The sequence below is a fragment of the Photorhabdus aegyptia genome (genome assembly GCF_000612035.1).
GTDB classification, from domain to species: domain Bacteria; phylum Pseudomonadota; class Gammaproteobacteria; order Enterobacterales; family Enterobacteriaceae; genus Photorhabdus; species Photorhabdus akhurstii.
In genome coordinates, this window is sequence record NZ_JFGV01000035.1 from 14,499 (window position 1) to 31,456 (window position 16,958).

A 16,958-nucleotide genomic window follows, 5' to 3' on the forward strand; every position below is an offset into this window, starting at 1 on the left:
GGAAAGCGGCGGGAGGACCCTTTCAAGGTAAAAATGGGCGGTCTGGACAAACCGCCCCGATGCAAACAATGGAAAATTCCTATGCGTTACTTTCTACGGACAGGCAAACCAGTACCGCTAACACCATCCTGTGGCAGAACCAGCACCGCTACTGACCAAGCTGGTAACGTGACTGTGCCGTCTTTTGCTATTTTGATACCCGCCGCCAACGAAGCTCTGCCTAGCTCGCTCTGAATATCATTCAACTTCAACCCTCTGACGTTAAGATCTCTTACTGTGGCAGGATGTGGAGCCGCATTAATCATCACCACCAAGCCGTCAAATCGCGAATCACGGTCATCACCAGTAGTATTACCGTCATCTATGGTCATTACCAGCAACCCAAGCTGCTGATGCGGCCCAACGTTAAGGAAATCAACACGTTGTTTAACCGATGCGCCATCACCAAGCGTCATCAGTGGTGAAAATTGGCGCAAACGCAACAATTCCTGATAAAAAGCCGTCATCTGTAATAATTCAGTCCGGCCCGGTTTATCTACCATATTTTTCACTTTTTCAATCAATGCATAATTTTCGCCATCAACACGCTGATCCGGCATACCAACATCATAGTTATTATCCTGGTAGGTGTAGCTAACACGATTAAACCAATCACCGGAATTATAGGAATCGCGGGTAAAAGATTTTGAACGCAGTAGCTCCGATCCATGTTGAGCAAAAGCCAGCCCCTGCCCAAGGAATGTCGTGGCGAGAGATATTGCCTGCATACGAACTCGTGTCGCCAAATCTGCCTCACGCGCCGCTTTGTAGCTGATTATGTCCCACAACGTTTGGTTATCATGCTTAGAGACATAATTAATCACCTCAATTGGATCAGCGGCATAACCGGCTATAGCGCCTTTGTAGTTAATGTCTCTACCCGTTTTCACTGCCCCATCTTTATCGATCATCACAAAATCAGCCAAATTACCCGCCATACCGAGACGTACCAAATCCGCCAGATGACGCGCCTCATTAGCATCGAACCACGCCATTTCGTTAAGTAACGTTCCAGCGCCGTTGCCTACCCCCTGATTAATGCGAATGCTATCAGCGGAATCAAACGGCCCGCCACCCTGTACCGCATCTCGTAGCCGATCAGAGAAAGTACCCACCCCTGTGCCTTTAAGATTAATCTGTGAAGCAATCTCGAAGCGGTCCTCCTGCCCTGAGTTCCAACCTTCACCAAAAAAATAGACCGATGGGTTAATCGCACGTACTTTTGCCAGCGCCGATAAAATCTGAGCCTTCGGATGATAGCCCATTAAGTCAAATCGAAATGCGTCGATTTTATAGTCCTTAACCCAAGTCACCAATGAGTCTTCAATGAGCTTAGCGAACATGCGGTGTTCTGGCGCTGTATCGTGACAACAAGTGTTGGATTCAACATTACCACTGATTTCATTCAGGCGATGATAATACCAAGGAACTATCTTATCTAACACGGAAGACCTATCTGTAGGGCCAGCAGCATTGGTGTGGTTGTACGCCACATCCATAACCACATTCATCCCCAATTGTTGCTTGATGGCCTGAATCATGGCGCGAAACTCTTTTATACGTACCGAACCTTCCGCATCAGTGGCATAAGAGCCTTCCGGTACCGAGTAATGAAACGGATCGTAACCCCAGTTGTAGGAGTCGGTTTCCGCAATTATTGCATTTAACTCTTGTACCTGCGGGTTATTGGCACTGTCACCACGCTGTAACTCCTGCAATACTTCACCCACAGTCTGTGAGCTATTGTAATAATCAGCGAAACGGCTGCTCCTCACCTTTGGATTGACTTGGTACAAACGACTAAATGGATGGTTGAGATCCGCTACTTGGTTGCTAAATTCATTAATGGAAGCCACATCGAATACCGGCAATAGCTCCATATGAGTCACCCCTGCCTGACTCAATGCCTTAAGGTGTTTGAACATATCGCTGTTGTCAGCGGTGAGAGCCAGATACTTACCACGCCAGGTTTCTGGCACTGTGCTATCTGCAACGGAGAGATCACGGACATGAGCTTCATAGATGGTCATACGCGCAATATCCGCTGGTGTATTTTGCGAATGCGGCATAAGAACGCTATCCCAGTCTTGTGGTTTTAGCGCTTCGTCATCCAAGTTGATGACTTGGCTGTATTCCGAATTGGTGGACAAACTGTGGGAATAGGGATCGGTAACCTCGTAGTGCTCTACATTACGGGAATATGGATGGTATACCGTTAAAACATAGCGGTAATAAGCACCAACCAGCTCTTTATCACCTTGCCATGACCAGGAACCACTAGCAGGATTACGGTTCATTGCATGATTGGCAATGACCTGTTTATCTTTATCGTAGATAACCAACCCAACATGTTGAGCAGTAGGCGCCCACAGGCGGAAAGTAACACCTACATCGTTGATTAGCGCACCATATTCCAGTGTGTCAGCAACATTGGCAAAATGGTCGTCCAAAACACCAGCCGTTTGTACTTGAGTAGCTGATAACAACAAGCCCGCTTCATTGGTCGCCAACGCCACCAGATCACCGGTAAGTAACGTATCGACATCCGTATCCGCAGGCAAACGAAATGCGGTTAATTTCCTCAAGTGCGGAAATCTATCAGCCGTTTTCTGGCTCAAGGTGGTCGGTGTTAATGTCAGATAGCTATCGATGAAATTTCCTTCATCATTAGCTTCTACTTTGCCATTCCGGTTGTAATATAAGCGGACATGGGGTTTATCCGCTCCGCCCGACCACAACAAAGTCTGGTTATCGACCCAGTGTGCCGAAGCCTGAGAAACGCCAAACACGGAATTAAAGGCTGCCGCACGACTGCTATAGATTTGATGACTGCCGGGTATCACAGAGACGGTACGATTCTTGAAATCAGAGAAGGAGATTTTTAGGTCACTGTCGATCAATTTATTGTTGCTACCATCACGCACGATAAAATTGATACAACCCGCGTTCTTGGTTAACGGTATTACCCAGTAAGGCCCATAACTATCACTGCCAGCGGGAGTTGCACTGATATCGTCCCAGCTTAATGAAGGGGAAGCCAAGGCATCACAATTTTTATCGTTCCATAAGTAGAGGGTGTTGGTACTGTAGTCACGGTTTGTTGTTGGGCTTTGACTCAATTTAGCAATGTCCACCAAGTGGATCACTGCCTGAAAATTGCCGGCAACAGCAGCTTCACTGGGTACTTTATTAGGGATATGCGCCATCGGTTCCTCCGGGGATTCGGGTAAAGAACTATTGTTATCACAGCTTGCCAGTAGTAAAACAAATGTACTGCTTAATAGGGCCAGGTAAGCCCTTTTCCAGAAGTGAGCTACCATAATCAGACCTTTTTAATAGAAATAAATCGTCGCCGATATTATTGTTAATAAAATAGGAATGAAATATTAAATAATGTCTCAGATGAGTCAGCATCCTCCTAGTTTTGATACTAAGAGGGAGGAGGGATTAGGAGGAGATACTTTTTCGTGATATTGCGCACAATAATAATGTAATAATCTTTTATTACATAAACCTTGTGTGAGTTGATTTATATTATTCCATCAGATACAGATTAAAATGATGTCAAATATAGTCATTGTCATTTTTATATATTTTCACAAACTTTATTGTTTCTACAAAAAAGCATTTTTTTGATGCAGGATTATTAAGTCATTCCTTTCCTCCTAATCCTGCGTTTTTTCTTGCATTAGATATAAGTGTAACTTGTTACAGGGCCTACACCTGTGTAAAAACGTAAAGCTTGATCATTGCGAACAAAATAATAGCCTAAGAATATATTTAAATAAAGCTGAGGATAAAGTTGACCTATTAACCATAAACAAAATCAATGAGAGGCAATAACTTAATTCCAGTTATTGCCTCTATGCAAGAGCACGATAATTAAAGATACTAAAGCTAATTTCTATATTCCTAATATCAACACAACGAATATTGTCATCATAAGTAGAAATGGAGATTTAATTCATTATCGTTACCCCTGCAAATTTTATAAATCGTTATGATTAAGATAAATCTGATGAAATTTTTTGAATTGCATCAAGAGCACACTGTTGGTCTAAAGAACCACTCGGTGCGCCGCCAATACCAATTGCACCAATCACTTCATCACCAGATTTAACCGGAACACCACCACCAAGTAATAGGAAGCCTGGAATATCCCCTAAATATTGAGCACCAAGATTTGATTGCGCCGTTTTCATTACGTCCTCTGACGTTCTCTGGGTAGATAACGCGGTATAAGCTTTCATTTTGCTCGCCTCAACGGTATGCAACCCAGCTTTATCCATACGCTGAACCGCTTTCAAAACCCCACTTTTATCAATAACAGAAACTGCCACGTTATAATTATTCGATTTACAAGACTGAATTGCCTCAGAAGCTAATTTATTTGCTACCTCAAGGGTAATATTACGTTCAGTAATTAGTGATGAAGCAAAAGCAGATTGAGCGAATAAACCTGCTGCCAGAACAGTATAGAAAAGAGAATGTTTCATAGGTAAACCTCATTAAGTTTAAGTTGATGAATTATCCTGTTCTAACTTAATGAGGTTTATCGGCTATAGCTATTCGGCCAATTACTTATTCGACTCAGTAGAAATACTTAGTCATAAGATAATGACTTAAATAATTCATACTCTTTGACTAACTGCGGCAAAGAATGTATATCCAATTTATGAAATATATTGGCTCGATGAACCTCAATAGTACGTGGTGATAATGATAACTGTTGAGCAATTTGTTTGCTGGTTTTACCTTCTAAAATAATTTTCATCACTTCCTTTTCACGTTCAGATAATTGGCTAAATTTCGTTTTCAACTGCTCATATATCTGACGCTGCTTAAATACTTTCTGATGAAATAATAATGCACTTGAAACTGTTTCAATTAGTAAATCCGCATCAATAGGTTTGGTTAAAAACTCGAAAGCGCCATTTTTAAAAGCTCGACGACAAATATCAATATTTCCGTGTCCGGTCATGATAATGACCGGCAATGTACTATTGAGTTTCAATAGATCGGCCTGCAATGCCAATCCAGGTTTTCCCGGCATACGAATATCCAATAAAATACATCCCCGAAGCACTGCAATATTCTCGCTATTAATTTCATCAAGAAATTCTTGCGCGCCAGGAAATGAACTTACCTGCCAATTCATTGTTTCTAATAACATAGATAATGAATCACGGATCGCTTCATCATCATCAATAAGATAAATCACTGCCGCCATTATTTCTCCTTAAATTTATTAGTTGGTAGCCAAATAATAAAACGCGCTCCTCCTGTTTCACAATTTTCAGCATTAATATCACCACCAAGTTTATGAATTAATGTCTCCGTTAATGTCATTCCCAACCCCATACCTTGTTGGCGTGTTGTGAAGAATGGAATAAATACGTTTCTTAAAGCTTCATCACTTAATCCAGGACCACCATCTGTTATAGTGATTCTTATCATCTCATTAATATAGGTAATATCGATGCAGATCCAATTTTGATATTCTGACTGACCTCGCTCTTGCTGTGCTTGAATAGCATTGCTGATTAAATTATGAAATATCTGCTCAATCCACAACGGCTCGGCAGATATCATCGGCAGCTCATCACAAATATGCTTTATTATCTTGATCTTACCAACCTTTATTTCATTTTCGAGCAATACTTCAACTCGACCTAATATCGATTGAATATTTATAGATTGAAAAATAATACTACCGGCCGTCAGTTTTTGGCGGTATTGCGTTAATAAATTTGCGATGCGTTGAGTTTGCAAAATTGATGAATCCAGTATCGGCGTCACTTTATCATATTGTTGCTTTTTCATTAACCGCAATGCGGTTTGATTATAGCTCATAATCGCCGTCAAAGGCTGATTTAATTCATGAACAACACCGGTTGCCACTTCATCCATTGTATTTAAGCGGGTAAATTCAAAGAAATGTGCTCGTAAATCAGAAATTTTCCTCAATCTTTTATTCTTCTGAATTAAAAAGATAAAACAGATAATCACGGCCCATAAAAAACTCAGACAAGCAATATAGCCCCACGGAAGTTTAGACCATTGTTGATCGTTACCCACTTTAAGTACAAAAGGCTGAAAACGATTGGTTAATTTTTTCTCCCAGTTCCAAAAATAGTGCTCTTTCTCCAGCCCATACGTAATCAATGGGCGATTATTCCAATCCAGTTGTACCATTCGGAATTGTGACAATAATGATAGATCTTTCATCAGGATATTAAGATCTATTAATAATCGGATGCTATCACGTTTACTATTAAGCCAATATTTTCCCTCTCCCTCTTCACTGACTATAGGGAATATTAAAGCATTCATTGGCATCTCTTGTAATCCGACGATTTGTGGAAAATTTTCCTGTAGCTGTTCTAATTCGATATTAGTATTCGTTAGCGATACAATCGCATCATGTTGTGCTAGCTTTTCACTCAGCTCTCGATAAAGAATATTAAATGAAACTGTTTGTTGTTGATAATTCTGATTTAGTGAATGATTAATCATTCCCCAAATAGTCAAACCTGTTAACACAATCCACACCAAAAAATGCCACATATAATTACCTGAGAAGATATCTTTCATGACGTTAAAAATACAGTCAGAATATATAAAGGAGACGGCTTATTAGAGTAAAAAAGTTCAGAATGAGTTGAATTTTAGAGAACATTTGGCATTGAGCAGCATATTAAAATTCATTATAGCGTAATTATTTCATCAAAACATTTCTTAAAATAAATAGTTGGCTATGGTAAATGAAACTCCAATACTCGCTTATTTTGTTTAAGCATGTTTCAGCTCCTAATCAAATTATTTCGACAGATAGACCTCAGCTAAGGGTTTACGGTAACTCTGTCAAGGCTCTTAATATCATGTCAAATTTACTGAACAATCTAAAGTAACCACCTAATAAATCGACTCGGTGAAAGGGTTTTCTTTCCCTTGAACATTACACCGACATTTACAAAAATAGTATTATTTATCAAATATTTGATGTTTAAACTCACCATTATTCTATATTTGACCAGAAAAAACGCTTTACAATCGATAGTGATAATTATTATCATTCGTATCGCTTTCAGATGAACCGTCTTCAGGGTACAGATGAAAGCACGACATTGCTCACATTGCTTCCAGTGTTTACTTTAGCCAGCCGGGTGCTGGCTTTTTTTTATTAATTAATCCAATTGCCAATCATTCAAAATATTTGAGATATTAAGTCAGCTTTTTAAGCTTTAATGCTAGCTCTTCTCAATTAGATTGTAAAAACTATTGAGGAGATTTGAATATGATCCATTTACGTAAAGCATCAGATCGCGGCCATGCCGATCATGGCTGGTTAACTAGCTGGCATACCTTCTCATTTGCCAACTACTACGACGCCAATTTTATGAGTTTCTCAGCTCTGAGAGTGATTAATGAAGATTTCATCAAAGCAGGTCAAGGTTTTGGCATCCATCCGCATAAGGATATGGAAATACTGACCTATGTTCTTTCCGGCACCGTTGAACATTAGGATAGTATAGGAAATAAAGAACGGGTACCTGCCGGTGAATTCCAAATTATGAGCGCAGGTACCGGTATTCGTCATTCAGAATACAACCCGAACAGAGAGCGCCAATTGCATCTATATCAAATCTGGATTAGCCCAGATAAAACAGGCTTAACACCACGTTATGAACAGCGCCGTTTTGATAATGTACAAGGCCGCCAACTGGTGCTCTCGCCTGATGCCCGGGATGGTTCACTGACAGTATTTCAGGATATGACTTTATGGCGTTGGGTACTTAAAGATCACGAAGCCACCGAATATGTCGCAGAAAAAGGCCGTTACATATGGATACAAGTCATTCGTGGCGAAGTGACGGTTAATGGCGTCAAAGCCACCACCAGCGATGGTCTGGCTATCCGGGATGAAATCAATCTCCAATTTAACAGCAGCAACGATAGTGAAATATTGTTGTTCGACCTTCCTCCGGCATAAATATCAAATAAGCCTCACCCTAACGGATGAGGCTAAAAAATTCACAATTACAGTTTAGGGCCCGCTTTCACTAAAGCTTCCCCCGCCGGGGTATCGGTATATTTATCAAAGTTGTCGACAAAACGATGAGCCAAATCTTTCGCCTTCTCTTCCCATTGAGATTTATCTGCATAAGTCTTACGTGGATCAAGAATATCGGTATCAACACCCGGCAATGCTGTCGGAACCGCCAGATCGAAAATAGGTAATGTAATGGTATCTGCTTCTTCAATATCACCATTTAGGATGGCATCAATAATCCCGCGGGTATCCTTAATCGAGATTCGTTTACCCGTCCCATTCCAACCAGTATTCACCAGATAAGCCTTAGCGCCTGCCGCCTGCATACGTTTTACCAATACTTCCGCGTATTGGGTTGGATGCAAAGTCAGGAATGCGGCACCAAAACATGCAGAGAATGTGGGTGTCGGTTCAGTCACACCACGTTCGGTACCAGCCAATTTTGCCGTAAAACCAGATAGGAAGTGATATTGAGTCTGTTCAGGTGTCAAGCGAGATACTGGAGGCAACACACCAAATGCGTCCGCAGTCAGGAAAATGACCTTAGTTGCATGGCCCGCTTTGGAAACCGGCTTAACAATGTTTTCAATATGGTGGATAGGATAAGAAACACGGGTGTTTTCCGTTTTTGAACCATCATTGAAATCAACCGTGCCATCTGTCAGTACAGTAACATTTTCCAGCAACGCATCACGTTTAATCGCATGATAGATATCGGGTTCCGCCTCTTTAGACAGATTGATGGTTTTCGCGTAACAACCCCCTTCAAAGTTGAACACACCGTCATCATCCCAACCGTGCTCATCATCACCAATCAGCTTACGTTTTGGATCAGTAGAAAGTGTGGTTTTACCTGTACCAGACAAGCCGAAGAAGACCGCAACGTCCCCTTTTTCACCCACGTTGGCAGAACAGTGCATCGAAGCAATACCTTTCAGTGGCAACAGGTAGTTCATTATAGAGAACATCCCTTTCTTCATTTCGCCGCCGTACCAGGTACCGCCAATAAGCTGCATACGCTCTGTCAGGTTGAACGCAACAAAGTTTTCAGAGTTCAAACCCTGCTCTTGCCATTGCGGGTTGGTGCATTTTGCACCATTCATTACAATAAAATCTGGTTTGAACTCAGCCAACTCTTCATCTGACGGACGGATAAACATGTTTTTAACAAAGTGGGCCTGCCACGCAACTTCTGTAATAAAGCGGACTTTCAATCGTGTATCTGCATTAGCACCACAGAAAGCATCAACCACAAACAAACGTTTGCCTGAAAGCTGTTTAGTGACCAAGCCTTTCAGATGTGTCCATGTTTCCTGCTGTAATGGCTTGTTATCATTTTTACCTTTTCCCTGGTCGGCCCACCATACGGTGTCACAGGTAACATCATCACGAACAATGTACTTATCTTTGGGTGAACGGCCCGTGAAGATCCCCGTATCGACAGCCACAGCCCCCAGGTTGGTCAGAGTGCCACTCTCGCAGCCTTTGAGTGAAGGTTTAGTCTCTTCTGAAAATAACAACTCATAGCTTGGATTATAAATAATTTCGTTAACATCATGAATTCCGTAGCCCGCGAGTTCCTGCGGGGTAATGCCTTTAACACTCATGTCATTGCTCCTGGTGGGTAGTCACGCTTTTTCTGTGAGCAATAATAAATAGTTATGATTAATTAACAGCGATAGTTATCAAAAAATTGAAAACCCACTATTTTTTTAAGTTTGATCTTGGGCCAAAGGCACGAAAATAGTTCTGAGTATTATGGATAATTGATAGAAAGGCGCGGAGCCGCGCCTTAAAAGGTGAAAAAGTTTGTTTAGATCGAATATCAATGGAATCGGTTCTTTTTTTCCGTCCTGATTGCAGCAAGATCATTAGCATCAAAAATATAGTGCGTGCCGCAATACTCACACGCCATATCAATGTTGCCATCTTTCTGCAAAATATGATTAACATCCTCATCGGAAAGTGTGACTAATGTGTCAGCACAACGTTGGCGAGAACAAGTACAACGGAATTCGACCGCTTGCGGTTCATATAATATGACATCTTCCTCATGATAAAGACGGTGCAAGATTTCCTTAACTTCCAATGAAAATAACTCTTCACCTTTAATGGTTGCAGTAAGTTGCACCAGATGATCAAAAGCTTCTGCACTCCCCTGTTCCGCAGCTGGCAGAATCTGTAACAACATACCACCAGCAGCAATCCTTCCATCCTGAATGCCAGTACGGATAAATAAACGAGTCGGTAGCTGTTCAGACTGTCTGAAATAATCATCAAGGCAATCCGCCAGTGTTTCACCTTCCAGCGCAACCACGCCTTGATAACGCTCACCATGAGTTGGCGTAATGGTAATAACCATATAGCCTGTACCAACCATCTGTTTCAAACTGCTATTTTCAGGCACTAATCCATCAATACGAGCGACACCTCGCATTTGTTGCTGATGATTACCATTAATCACTGCCAATTTGACCGGACCATCCCCCTGAATTTGAACCGTAATATCGCCATCAAATTTCAGGGTTGCCGTTAATAGACTGGTTGCTACCAACAGTTCTCCCAATAATTGCTGTACCGGCTGCGGGTAATCATGATTTTCCAAAATATGCTGGTAAGTTTCACTGGCTAAAACCAGCTCACCACGTACAGAATAATTCTCAAATAAAAAGCGGTGCAATTGGTCTTGTTTAAACATAACTATCTCTCATTCAAGCAGGTTATTCCTGCCCACTTAATTTGGTGTTCTTAAACTTAATCAGCGTGCGTCTTTCTTTTTTATCCGGTCGGCGATCAGGATGAGGCATAGTTAATGCATTCATTTTTCGAGCAATTGCCATTTTTTCCCGGTTAGCAATACTCGCTTCCGTCTCCTGGTAAAGTTGCTGCGCCTCCGGCGCACTACGTCGATGATTGCTCAACGCAAGAACTTCAACTATACGTTCATCATTACCTTGACGCAGTTTAATTTCAGCCCCTGGTTCAACCAATTTACTCGGTTTACTTCTTTGACCATTATAGTGAACTTTACCACCGTCTATCATTTCTCGTGCAATAGCCCGTGTTTTATAAAAACGGGCCGCCCACAGCCATTTATCCAGACGGACAGCTTGATCGGAGTCTGAATTACCCTTCATTTTTCCTCTTACCATCAGCTTTGGCAAATAAAGCAAAGCCTAACATACCATTGTCGATTATCGCCAACGCGTAGGCGGAAAAAGTGTATTAAAACAGTTATCGTAATATTGACTGATTTTGTTTAGACGTTGTTTATTCTGCCGATTTTTCTTAACAACCAGCACAAAGTTAATGATTAAGGTTGTAAAAAGAGCCAAGAATAAAACAGTAGTACCAATACAACGAGCAAGCGTCATGGAATCCAGTTCATTATGTAACACAATCCGGCGGGTTCCATTACTATCTATGGACAATTCCGTGATAATTCCCGTTGTCTCAAAGGGTGTTTGCAATACCATATCCGACAACCGCTGTAATTCACGCCATTGTTCCAACGCACTATGGTCATAAGAGATGATAGACGGCGTTATATATTCAACCAGTTGTTTGCCTTCATCACTGATAAGTAGAACTCCGCCAGGAGAAGGGCTATTAAGCAGCATTGCGACTTTATCTATTTCCCGGTAGATAAATGATGATGTAGTTGCATCAACCAATTTCCCCAAAGCTTCAGCGCCAGCCGGACGCAATAAAACATGAGTGCCATCCAATTTGCCACTTTCCGCATTCTTTAACAAAGTTAGCCAATCATTAGCATTACCCAAGTTAACCAAAGCATTTTTTAATCGTAAACAGTCGGTTTCTTTTTCACATAATTCTTTAGTTTTCAATATAATATCAGGGAAATTATCCAATAATATCATGCCAGATTTGAAAGTCTCCTGAACAAGGTCTGGATTTATTACATCGTCATTTTCCTGTAAACGTAATTGCTTATTAACAGTTGCAATCAGTTTAGCGGCATTTTCTATAATTTCTGATTCTGGTATTGGCAGTGGATTAACTCTATTCCAATATATCCCCGAACAATCGAATGGAGAAAAATAGGTGTCTCCTTTACCATTCATATTGTTTGGCGGCATATAACACATACCAACCCCTTTTGCTTTCAGGATATCCCCAACTCGCAATTCCATCCTTTCCATCATACTAGCGTCAGTGACGACTTTTGTGCTGCTGCCACGCAACCAAGCAAAACTGAGTTTCATCGGTACACTAACAGGCTGATAAAAATAGAGTAGTAACATAATCAGCAAGCTGCTAACGATCATCATGAGATTTTTCCCATAACGATGATAAGGGTAATTTTTTTCTTCCTCATGCAAAGAGAGATAATGCCCTTGCCTGACTACCTGGCCGTTAGTGTAAATATCAATATTGGTTTTTTGATCAAGATAGTGAGCAACATAAGGCTCCCAATGAGGAGGATAAATCAAATCAATTCCACCAAGTGAAATATTACTCATTTGCCCTTGTTCAAATTCGCCAAATAATCCCCATCGTTTTGGTATACCGGTAAAACAGTGAATATCCTGGCGCCTGCATATTGAGAGTGGACAAAATAGTGGCAAAAAACTGACAACGACTAAGCTGCCTGCAATCAACATCAGCCACGGCAAAAGCAGTGTTGGTGAAAGTAATGCAAGAAACCAAATGAAAAATCCAAAACACAAAAATCCCCCCTCCCAAATACCCGATGAGTGATTTAACCGGTACTCTTCCAATGTCTCTTTACGGATATTTTGTAATTTTACGCTAGTTTCACCATTTTTCTGGATAGATGCCTGTTGATGAGAGACATCTGAAATTACCGGAGCAGAAGGAAAATCCTGTTGAAAATCTTTCAGAAAGTGACCATTAATCGAAATAACCAGTGGTATTGTCGCGGTGTGAACAACATCAATAATATTCTGTTGTTTAATAAAAGGCTCAAGGAAAAAAGGTAAATGAACTTCTGCCATATCAATATAATAACGCCAGCTATGTAGTTCATCTGAGGCAACAGAAAACCGGGTAATGGAATGACAGATAGTATAAACCATATCATTTTTACCCATCAGAATTGGCCAACTTGTTTTATTAATACGGTCTGTTACAACTGGCGGCAACACTCGACTCAAATAACATTCAATAGCCTGATACTCATCAGTATTAAGTTTACGATAGGTTGGTGCAGCAACAGAAGGCAGATAACAGGCATTATCATGTAGCTTCCATTTGAAAATCAGAAAGGAAGCCATGACAATCAGGCTAATTACCAAGATAGCCAATATAACGACTGTTACGCTCATTTTATCCCCATACCCATGATAATCTTGCTATTGTTGTTTGCAAATTAGCAACTACACGTTAAGTTCTGAATTAGGTTATTTCTATCTGTTTTTTTTAATTTATTTTACAATGAGTTATATATAATCACACACTAAACTATCTACAGCATAGATCTATTTCCAAAGAGGATAAAGATAACAGTAACAACAATAACCAGCGATAATCACTATCATTTATCAAAATAATCGGCCATATTTAGTCAATTTATGGAGTGTACCTAATTTCATCATAAAATCTAAGGTTAATGAAATAATTTATGACGTAATAATGCACAGACACTCAATTCAACCAATATTCAACCATCAGGGGCAATTATGAATGACCTGAAAAACCCTAAAATCCTAAACATAGAGGACATTGCCCATTCACGTTTATTTCATATTCAGTCAGTTGATCTCGAATTCAGTAACGGTGTAAAACGCGTTTATGAACGGATGCGTCCGGCCAATCGGGAAGCTGTTCTGATAATCCCAGTCATTGGGGATGAATTGTTGCTTATTCGTGAGTATGCAGTCGGCATCGAGCAGTACGAATTAGGCTTTCCTAAAGGTGCGATCGACCCTGGGGAAAGTATCTTCGAAGCCGCTAACCGTGAACTAAAAGAGGAAGTCAACTTTGGTGCCAGAAAAATAGAACAATTAGCCAAACTTACTATGGCTCCGGCCTATTTTTCTCACAAAATGAATATTGTTATTGCTGAAAATCTCTATCCAGAAAGACTGGAAGGGGATGAACCTGAACCACTACCACAAATACGCTGGCCAATAGCCGATATGATGTCATTACTGGATCACGCTGATTTCAACGAAGCGCGTAATGTCTGCGCCCTATTTCTGGCACAAAAATATTTAAAACACCGTTGAAGTTCACAGGCACAACAGCGCTTCCGTTGTGCCTGTGTCTTATCCTCAGAATAATTCTTGGCTTTCACCATTCTCAATTAAAGTTGTGCCAACTTCTTGCACCGCACTCTCTGTAGGTTGAGTTCCGTCAATGAAGTATTCACTACGGGTATCCCCGCCTCCGCCAGCAAGTTTACCTGTCTTACGATCTATCACGACAGAAACAACCCCCGGAGGAGGTGTGACTTCTTTTTCAGGAACCCCCTCCAGTGCGATTTTCATAAAGTCATCCCAAATTGGCTGCGCACTCTTAGCACCCGCTTCACCGCCACCGGCCGCGGTACGACCAAGGCTTCTGCGGTGGTCATCAAAACCAATCCAAACCGTCGTGACAATATCTGGCCCATAACCTGAGAACCAAGCATCTTTTGAACTGTTAGTTGTTCCAGTTTTGCCGCCGATATCACGACGTTTCAGATCGCGTGAGGCGCGCCACCCCGTACCTGACCAACCCGGCTCGCCAAAAATATTGCTATTCAAAGCATCATGGATCAAAAATGCCAACTGAGTACTGATAACATGAGGAGCATATTTTGGCGCATCTTCATGGCTATCAATTACCGGCGCTCTTTCCAATTCAGGTAACGGCAATATCTCTTGTTGTCTGACACGAGATTGAGCAACATTTTCAATCGAGTTTTCAGAAAGTTCGATTGAACGTACCGTATCCCCATAAATTACTGGAATATCACACTGCGGACATGCAATTTTAGGCTTAGCCTCAAATAAAATATCGCCATCGTCGTTTTCAATCTTAGTAATAAAGTAAGGATCAACTAGATAGCCGCCATTGGACATGACCGAATAGCCACGTACCATTTGCATTGGTGTGAATGATGGCGATCCCAAAGCCAGAGATTCTGTACGTACTATATTTTGTGCCGGGAAACCAAACCGTTGGAGGTAATCAGCAGCATAATCGACTCCCATTGCTCGCATTGCCCGAACCATCACGACATTCTTCGATTGCCCTAATCCCTGACGCAAACGGATTGGCCCAACATAAGTCGGTGGTGAGTTTTTCGGACGCCAGTCAGTACCGGCTCCAGCATCCCAACGACTAATGGGTAAGTCATTCAGCAATGAAGCCAATGTCAGCCCTTTATCCATCGCTGCGGTATAGAGAAATGGTTTGATATTGGAACCAATCTGACGTAACGACTGAGTGACACGGTTAAATTTACTCAAGTTGAAATCAAACCCACCGACTAGCGCCTTCACAGCACCATCATTTGGATCAATAGAGACCAAAGCCGCATTAACTTCCGGCACTTGTGCCAACCACCAAATATCCTTTACTTTCCGAACCCAAACCTGTTCACCAACCTGAACTACTTCATTCACACTACGAGGAACCGCCCCCTGTGCACTATCAGATCTGAACTTTCTGGCCCAACGGACACCCGCCATTGGCAATTCCGCACTACTGCCATCAGGCAACATCACTATCGCCTGATCACTACCCGCTCTGGTCACCACAGCCGGCATTAACGACCCATAATTTGCCAAGGTCTTAAGCTTCTTGACAATCTGTTCCCGATCCCAAGCAGGTTCGCCCACTTTCCACAAGATTTCCTGCGCTCCACGGTAGCCATGACGCACATCATAATCAATGAGGTTATTACGAACCGCATCCACGGCAGCCAATTGAAGTTTACGGGTAATCGTGGTGTAAACTTTATAACCGTCGGTGTAAGCATTCTCACCATAACGCTCAATCATCTCCTGACGCACCATCTCGGACAAATAGGGCGCGGAGAAAGCAATCTGGGGCGCATGGTAATTAGCGACCAACTTTTCACTTCTGGCTTGATTATATTGCTGCTGAGTAATATAGCCCTCATTGAGCATACGGCTCAGAACCACATTCCGGCGGTTAATCGCCCGACTGTACGAATAAAGCGGGTTAAATGTAGAAGGCGCCTTTGGCAAACCGGCAATCATGGCTATTTCACTCAATGTCAACTCTTTGACACTCTTACCAAAATAGACTTGAGCCGCCGCCCCGACACCATAAGCCCGGTAACCAAGGTAAATTTTATTGAGATAGAGTTCGAGGATCTCATCCTTATTCAGCAATTGCTCAATCCTGATGGCCAGAAAAACTTCCTTGATTTTACGCATCAACGTCTTCTCAGGAGTGAGAAAGAAATTTCTCGCCAGTTGCTGAGTAATGGTGCTTGCCCCTTGTGATGCATGGCCTGAACTCATTGCGACAGATGCTGCCCGGATGATCCCCACAGGGTCAACCCCATGATGCTCATAAAAACGGCTGTCCTCCGTTGCAATGAACGCCTTCACCATAATGGGTGGAATTTCGGACAGCTCAAGAGGCATACGGCGTTTTTCACCATATTGGGCAATAAGCTCGCCATCCGCACTGAACACCTGCATTGGTGTCTGTAATCGAACATCCTTTAATGTCGCCACATCAGGTAACTGAGGCTCGATATATTTGTACATACCAAAAATCGAGGCCGTTCCCAGAAAAATGCAACTCACGACAAAGACTAGAAAATACTTTACGAACTTCACCTGAAATTTCCCATGCCACGTTAGTCGGGTGGTTTATAAACAATCGGCGCGTAGTATAAAGGTTACACAGCACCTTGAAT

Annotated in this window: 10 protein-coding genes and 1 pseudogene; 2 read left to right on the forward strand and 9 right to left on the reverse strand. The window is 41.8% G+C overall.

Annotated elements, in window-relative coordinates; all coding sequences use genetic code 11:
• Positions 1-86: 86 nt before the first annotated feature.
• The 4 genes from pulA to BA1DRAFT_RS12170 form a co-directional block, all read right to left on the reverse strand.
• A complete protein-coding gene (gene pulA / locus BA1DRAFT_RS12155) occupies positions 87-3,359 on the reverse strand; it encodes a pullulanase-type alpha-1,6-glucosidase (RefSeq protein WP_072164798.1) in 3,273 nt (1,090 codons plus the stop codon).
• Positions 3,360-4,043: 684 nt separating this feature from the next.
• Positions 4,044-4,535, reverse strand: coding sequence for a GlcG/HbpS family heme-binding protein (locus tag BA1DRAFT_RS12160; protein ID WP_036779418.1), 492 nt, complete (start codon positions 4,533-4,535; stop codon positions 4,044-4,046).
• 107 nt (positions 4,536-4,642) lie between these two features.
• Positions 4,643-5,269: a response regulator transcription factor gene (locus BA1DRAFT_RS12165; protein WP_036779420.1), complete on the reverse strand. Its 627-nt coding sequence runs from the start codon at positions 5,267-5,269 to the stop codon at positions 4,643-4,645.
• Complete coding sequence (locus BA1DRAFT_RS12170) at positions 5,269-6,606, reverse strand: sensor histidine kinase (protein ID WP_036779422.1); 1,338 nt, start codon at positions 6,604-6,606, stop codon at positions 5,269-5,271. The genes BA1DRAFT_RS12165 and BA1DRAFT_RS12170 overlap by 1 nt, the downstream gene beginning before the upstream one ends.
• Before the next feature lie 730 nt (positions 6,607-7,336).
• Between BA1DRAFT_RS12170 and BA1DRAFT_RS12175 the strand changes: the two are divergent.
• Positions 7,337-8,032, forward strand: a pseudogene (locus tag BA1DRAFT_RS12175) (pirin family protein).
• A gap of 47 nt (positions 8,033-8,079) precedes the next feature.
• On the opposite strand, the gene pckA reads toward BA1DRAFT_RS12175, so the two are convergent.
• From pckA to BA1DRAFT_RS12195, 4 genes are all read right to left on the reverse strand, one after another.
• Entirely contained in the window at positions 8,080-9,699 is a 1,620-nt protein-coding gene (gene pckA / locus BA1DRAFT_RS12180) for a phosphoenolpyruvate carboxykinase (ATP) (RefSeq protein ID WP_036779424.1), read from the reverse strand.
• A gap of 218 nt (positions 9,700-9,917) precedes the next feature.
• Positions 9,918-10,790 carry an Hsp33 family molecular chaperone HslO gene (gene hslO / locus BA1DRAFT_RS12185; protein ID WP_036779426.1) on the reverse strand — a complete coding sequence of 291 codons (873 nt, stop codon included), beginning with the start codon at positions 10,788-10,790 and terminating at the stop codon, positions 9,918-9,920.
• Positions 10,791-10,812: 22 nt separating this feature from the next.
• Positions 10,813-11,229 (reverse strand): ribosome-associated heat shock protein Hsp15, encoded by a 417-nt coding sequence (gene hslR / locus BA1DRAFT_RS12190; RefSeq protein WP_036779429.1) that lies wholly within the window; start codon positions 11,227-11,229, stop codon positions 10,813-10,815.
• Between the two features lie 57 nt (positions 11,230-11,286).
• On the reverse strand, positions 11,287-13,401 hold the full coding sequence (locus BA1DRAFT_RS12195) for an intracellular growth attenuator family protein (protein WP_036779431.1): 2,115 nt from the start codon (positions 13,399-13,401) through the stop codon (positions 11,287-11,289).
• Positions 13,402-13,755: 354 nt separating this feature from the next.
• Between BA1DRAFT_RS12195 and nudE the strand changes: the two genes are divergently transcribed.
• Complete coding sequence (gene nudE, locus BA1DRAFT_RS12200; protein ID WP_036779433.1) at positions 13,756-14,304, forward strand: ADP compounds hydrolase NudE; 549 nt, start codon at positions 13,756-13,758, stop codon at positions 14,302-14,304.
• A 45-nt stretch (positions 14,305-14,349) separates the two neighbouring features.
• Here nudE and mrcA read toward each other — a convergent pair whose 3' ends face one another.
• On the reverse strand, positions 14,350-16,878 hold the full coding sequence (gene mrcA / locus BA1DRAFT_RS12205; RefSeq protein ID WP_036779435.1) for a peptidoglycan glycosyltransferase/peptidoglycan DD-transpeptidase MrcA: 2,529 nt from the start codon (positions 16,876-16,878) through the stop codon (positions 14,350-14,352).
• Positions 16,879-16,958: the final 80 nt, after the last annotated feature.

Bases quoted from the DNA above. Each gene is read 5' to 3' on its own strand.
- pulA (WP_072164798.1), bottom strand. From the start codon at position 3,359: ATGGTAGCTCACTTCTGGAAAAGGGCTTACCTGGCCCTATTAAGCAGT.
- BA1DRAFT_RS12160 (WP_036779418.1), bottom strand. From the start codon at position 4,535: ATGAAACATTCTCTTTTCTATACTGTTCTGGCAGCAGGTTTATTCGCT.
- BA1DRAFT_RS12165 (WP_036779420.1), bottom strand. From the start codon at position 5,269: ATGGCGGCAGTGATTTATCTTATTGATGATGATGAAGCGATCCGTGAT.
- BA1DRAFT_RS12170 (WP_036779422.1), bottom strand. From the start codon at position 6,606: ATGTGGCATTTTTTGGTGTGGATTGTGTTAACAGGTTTGACTATTTGG.
- pckA (WP_036779424.1), bottom strand. From the start codon at position 9,699: ATGAGTGTTAAAGGCATTACCCCGCAGGAACTCGCGGGCTACGGAATT.
- hslO (WP_036779426.1), bottom strand. From the start codon at position 10,790: ATGTTTAAACAAGACCAATTGCACCGCTTTTTATTTGAGAATTATTCT.
- hslR (WP_036779429.1), bottom strand. From the start codon at position 11,229: ATGAAGGGTAATTCAGACTCCGATCAAGCTGTCCGTCTGGATAAATGG.
- BA1DRAFT_RS12195 (WP_036779431.1), bottom strand. From the start codon at position 13,401: ATGAGCGTAACAGTCGTTATATTGGCTATCTTGGTAATTAGCCTGATT.
- nudE (WP_036779433.1), top strand. From the start codon at position 13,756: ATGAATGACCTGAAAAACCCTAAAATCCTAAACATAGAGGACATTGCC.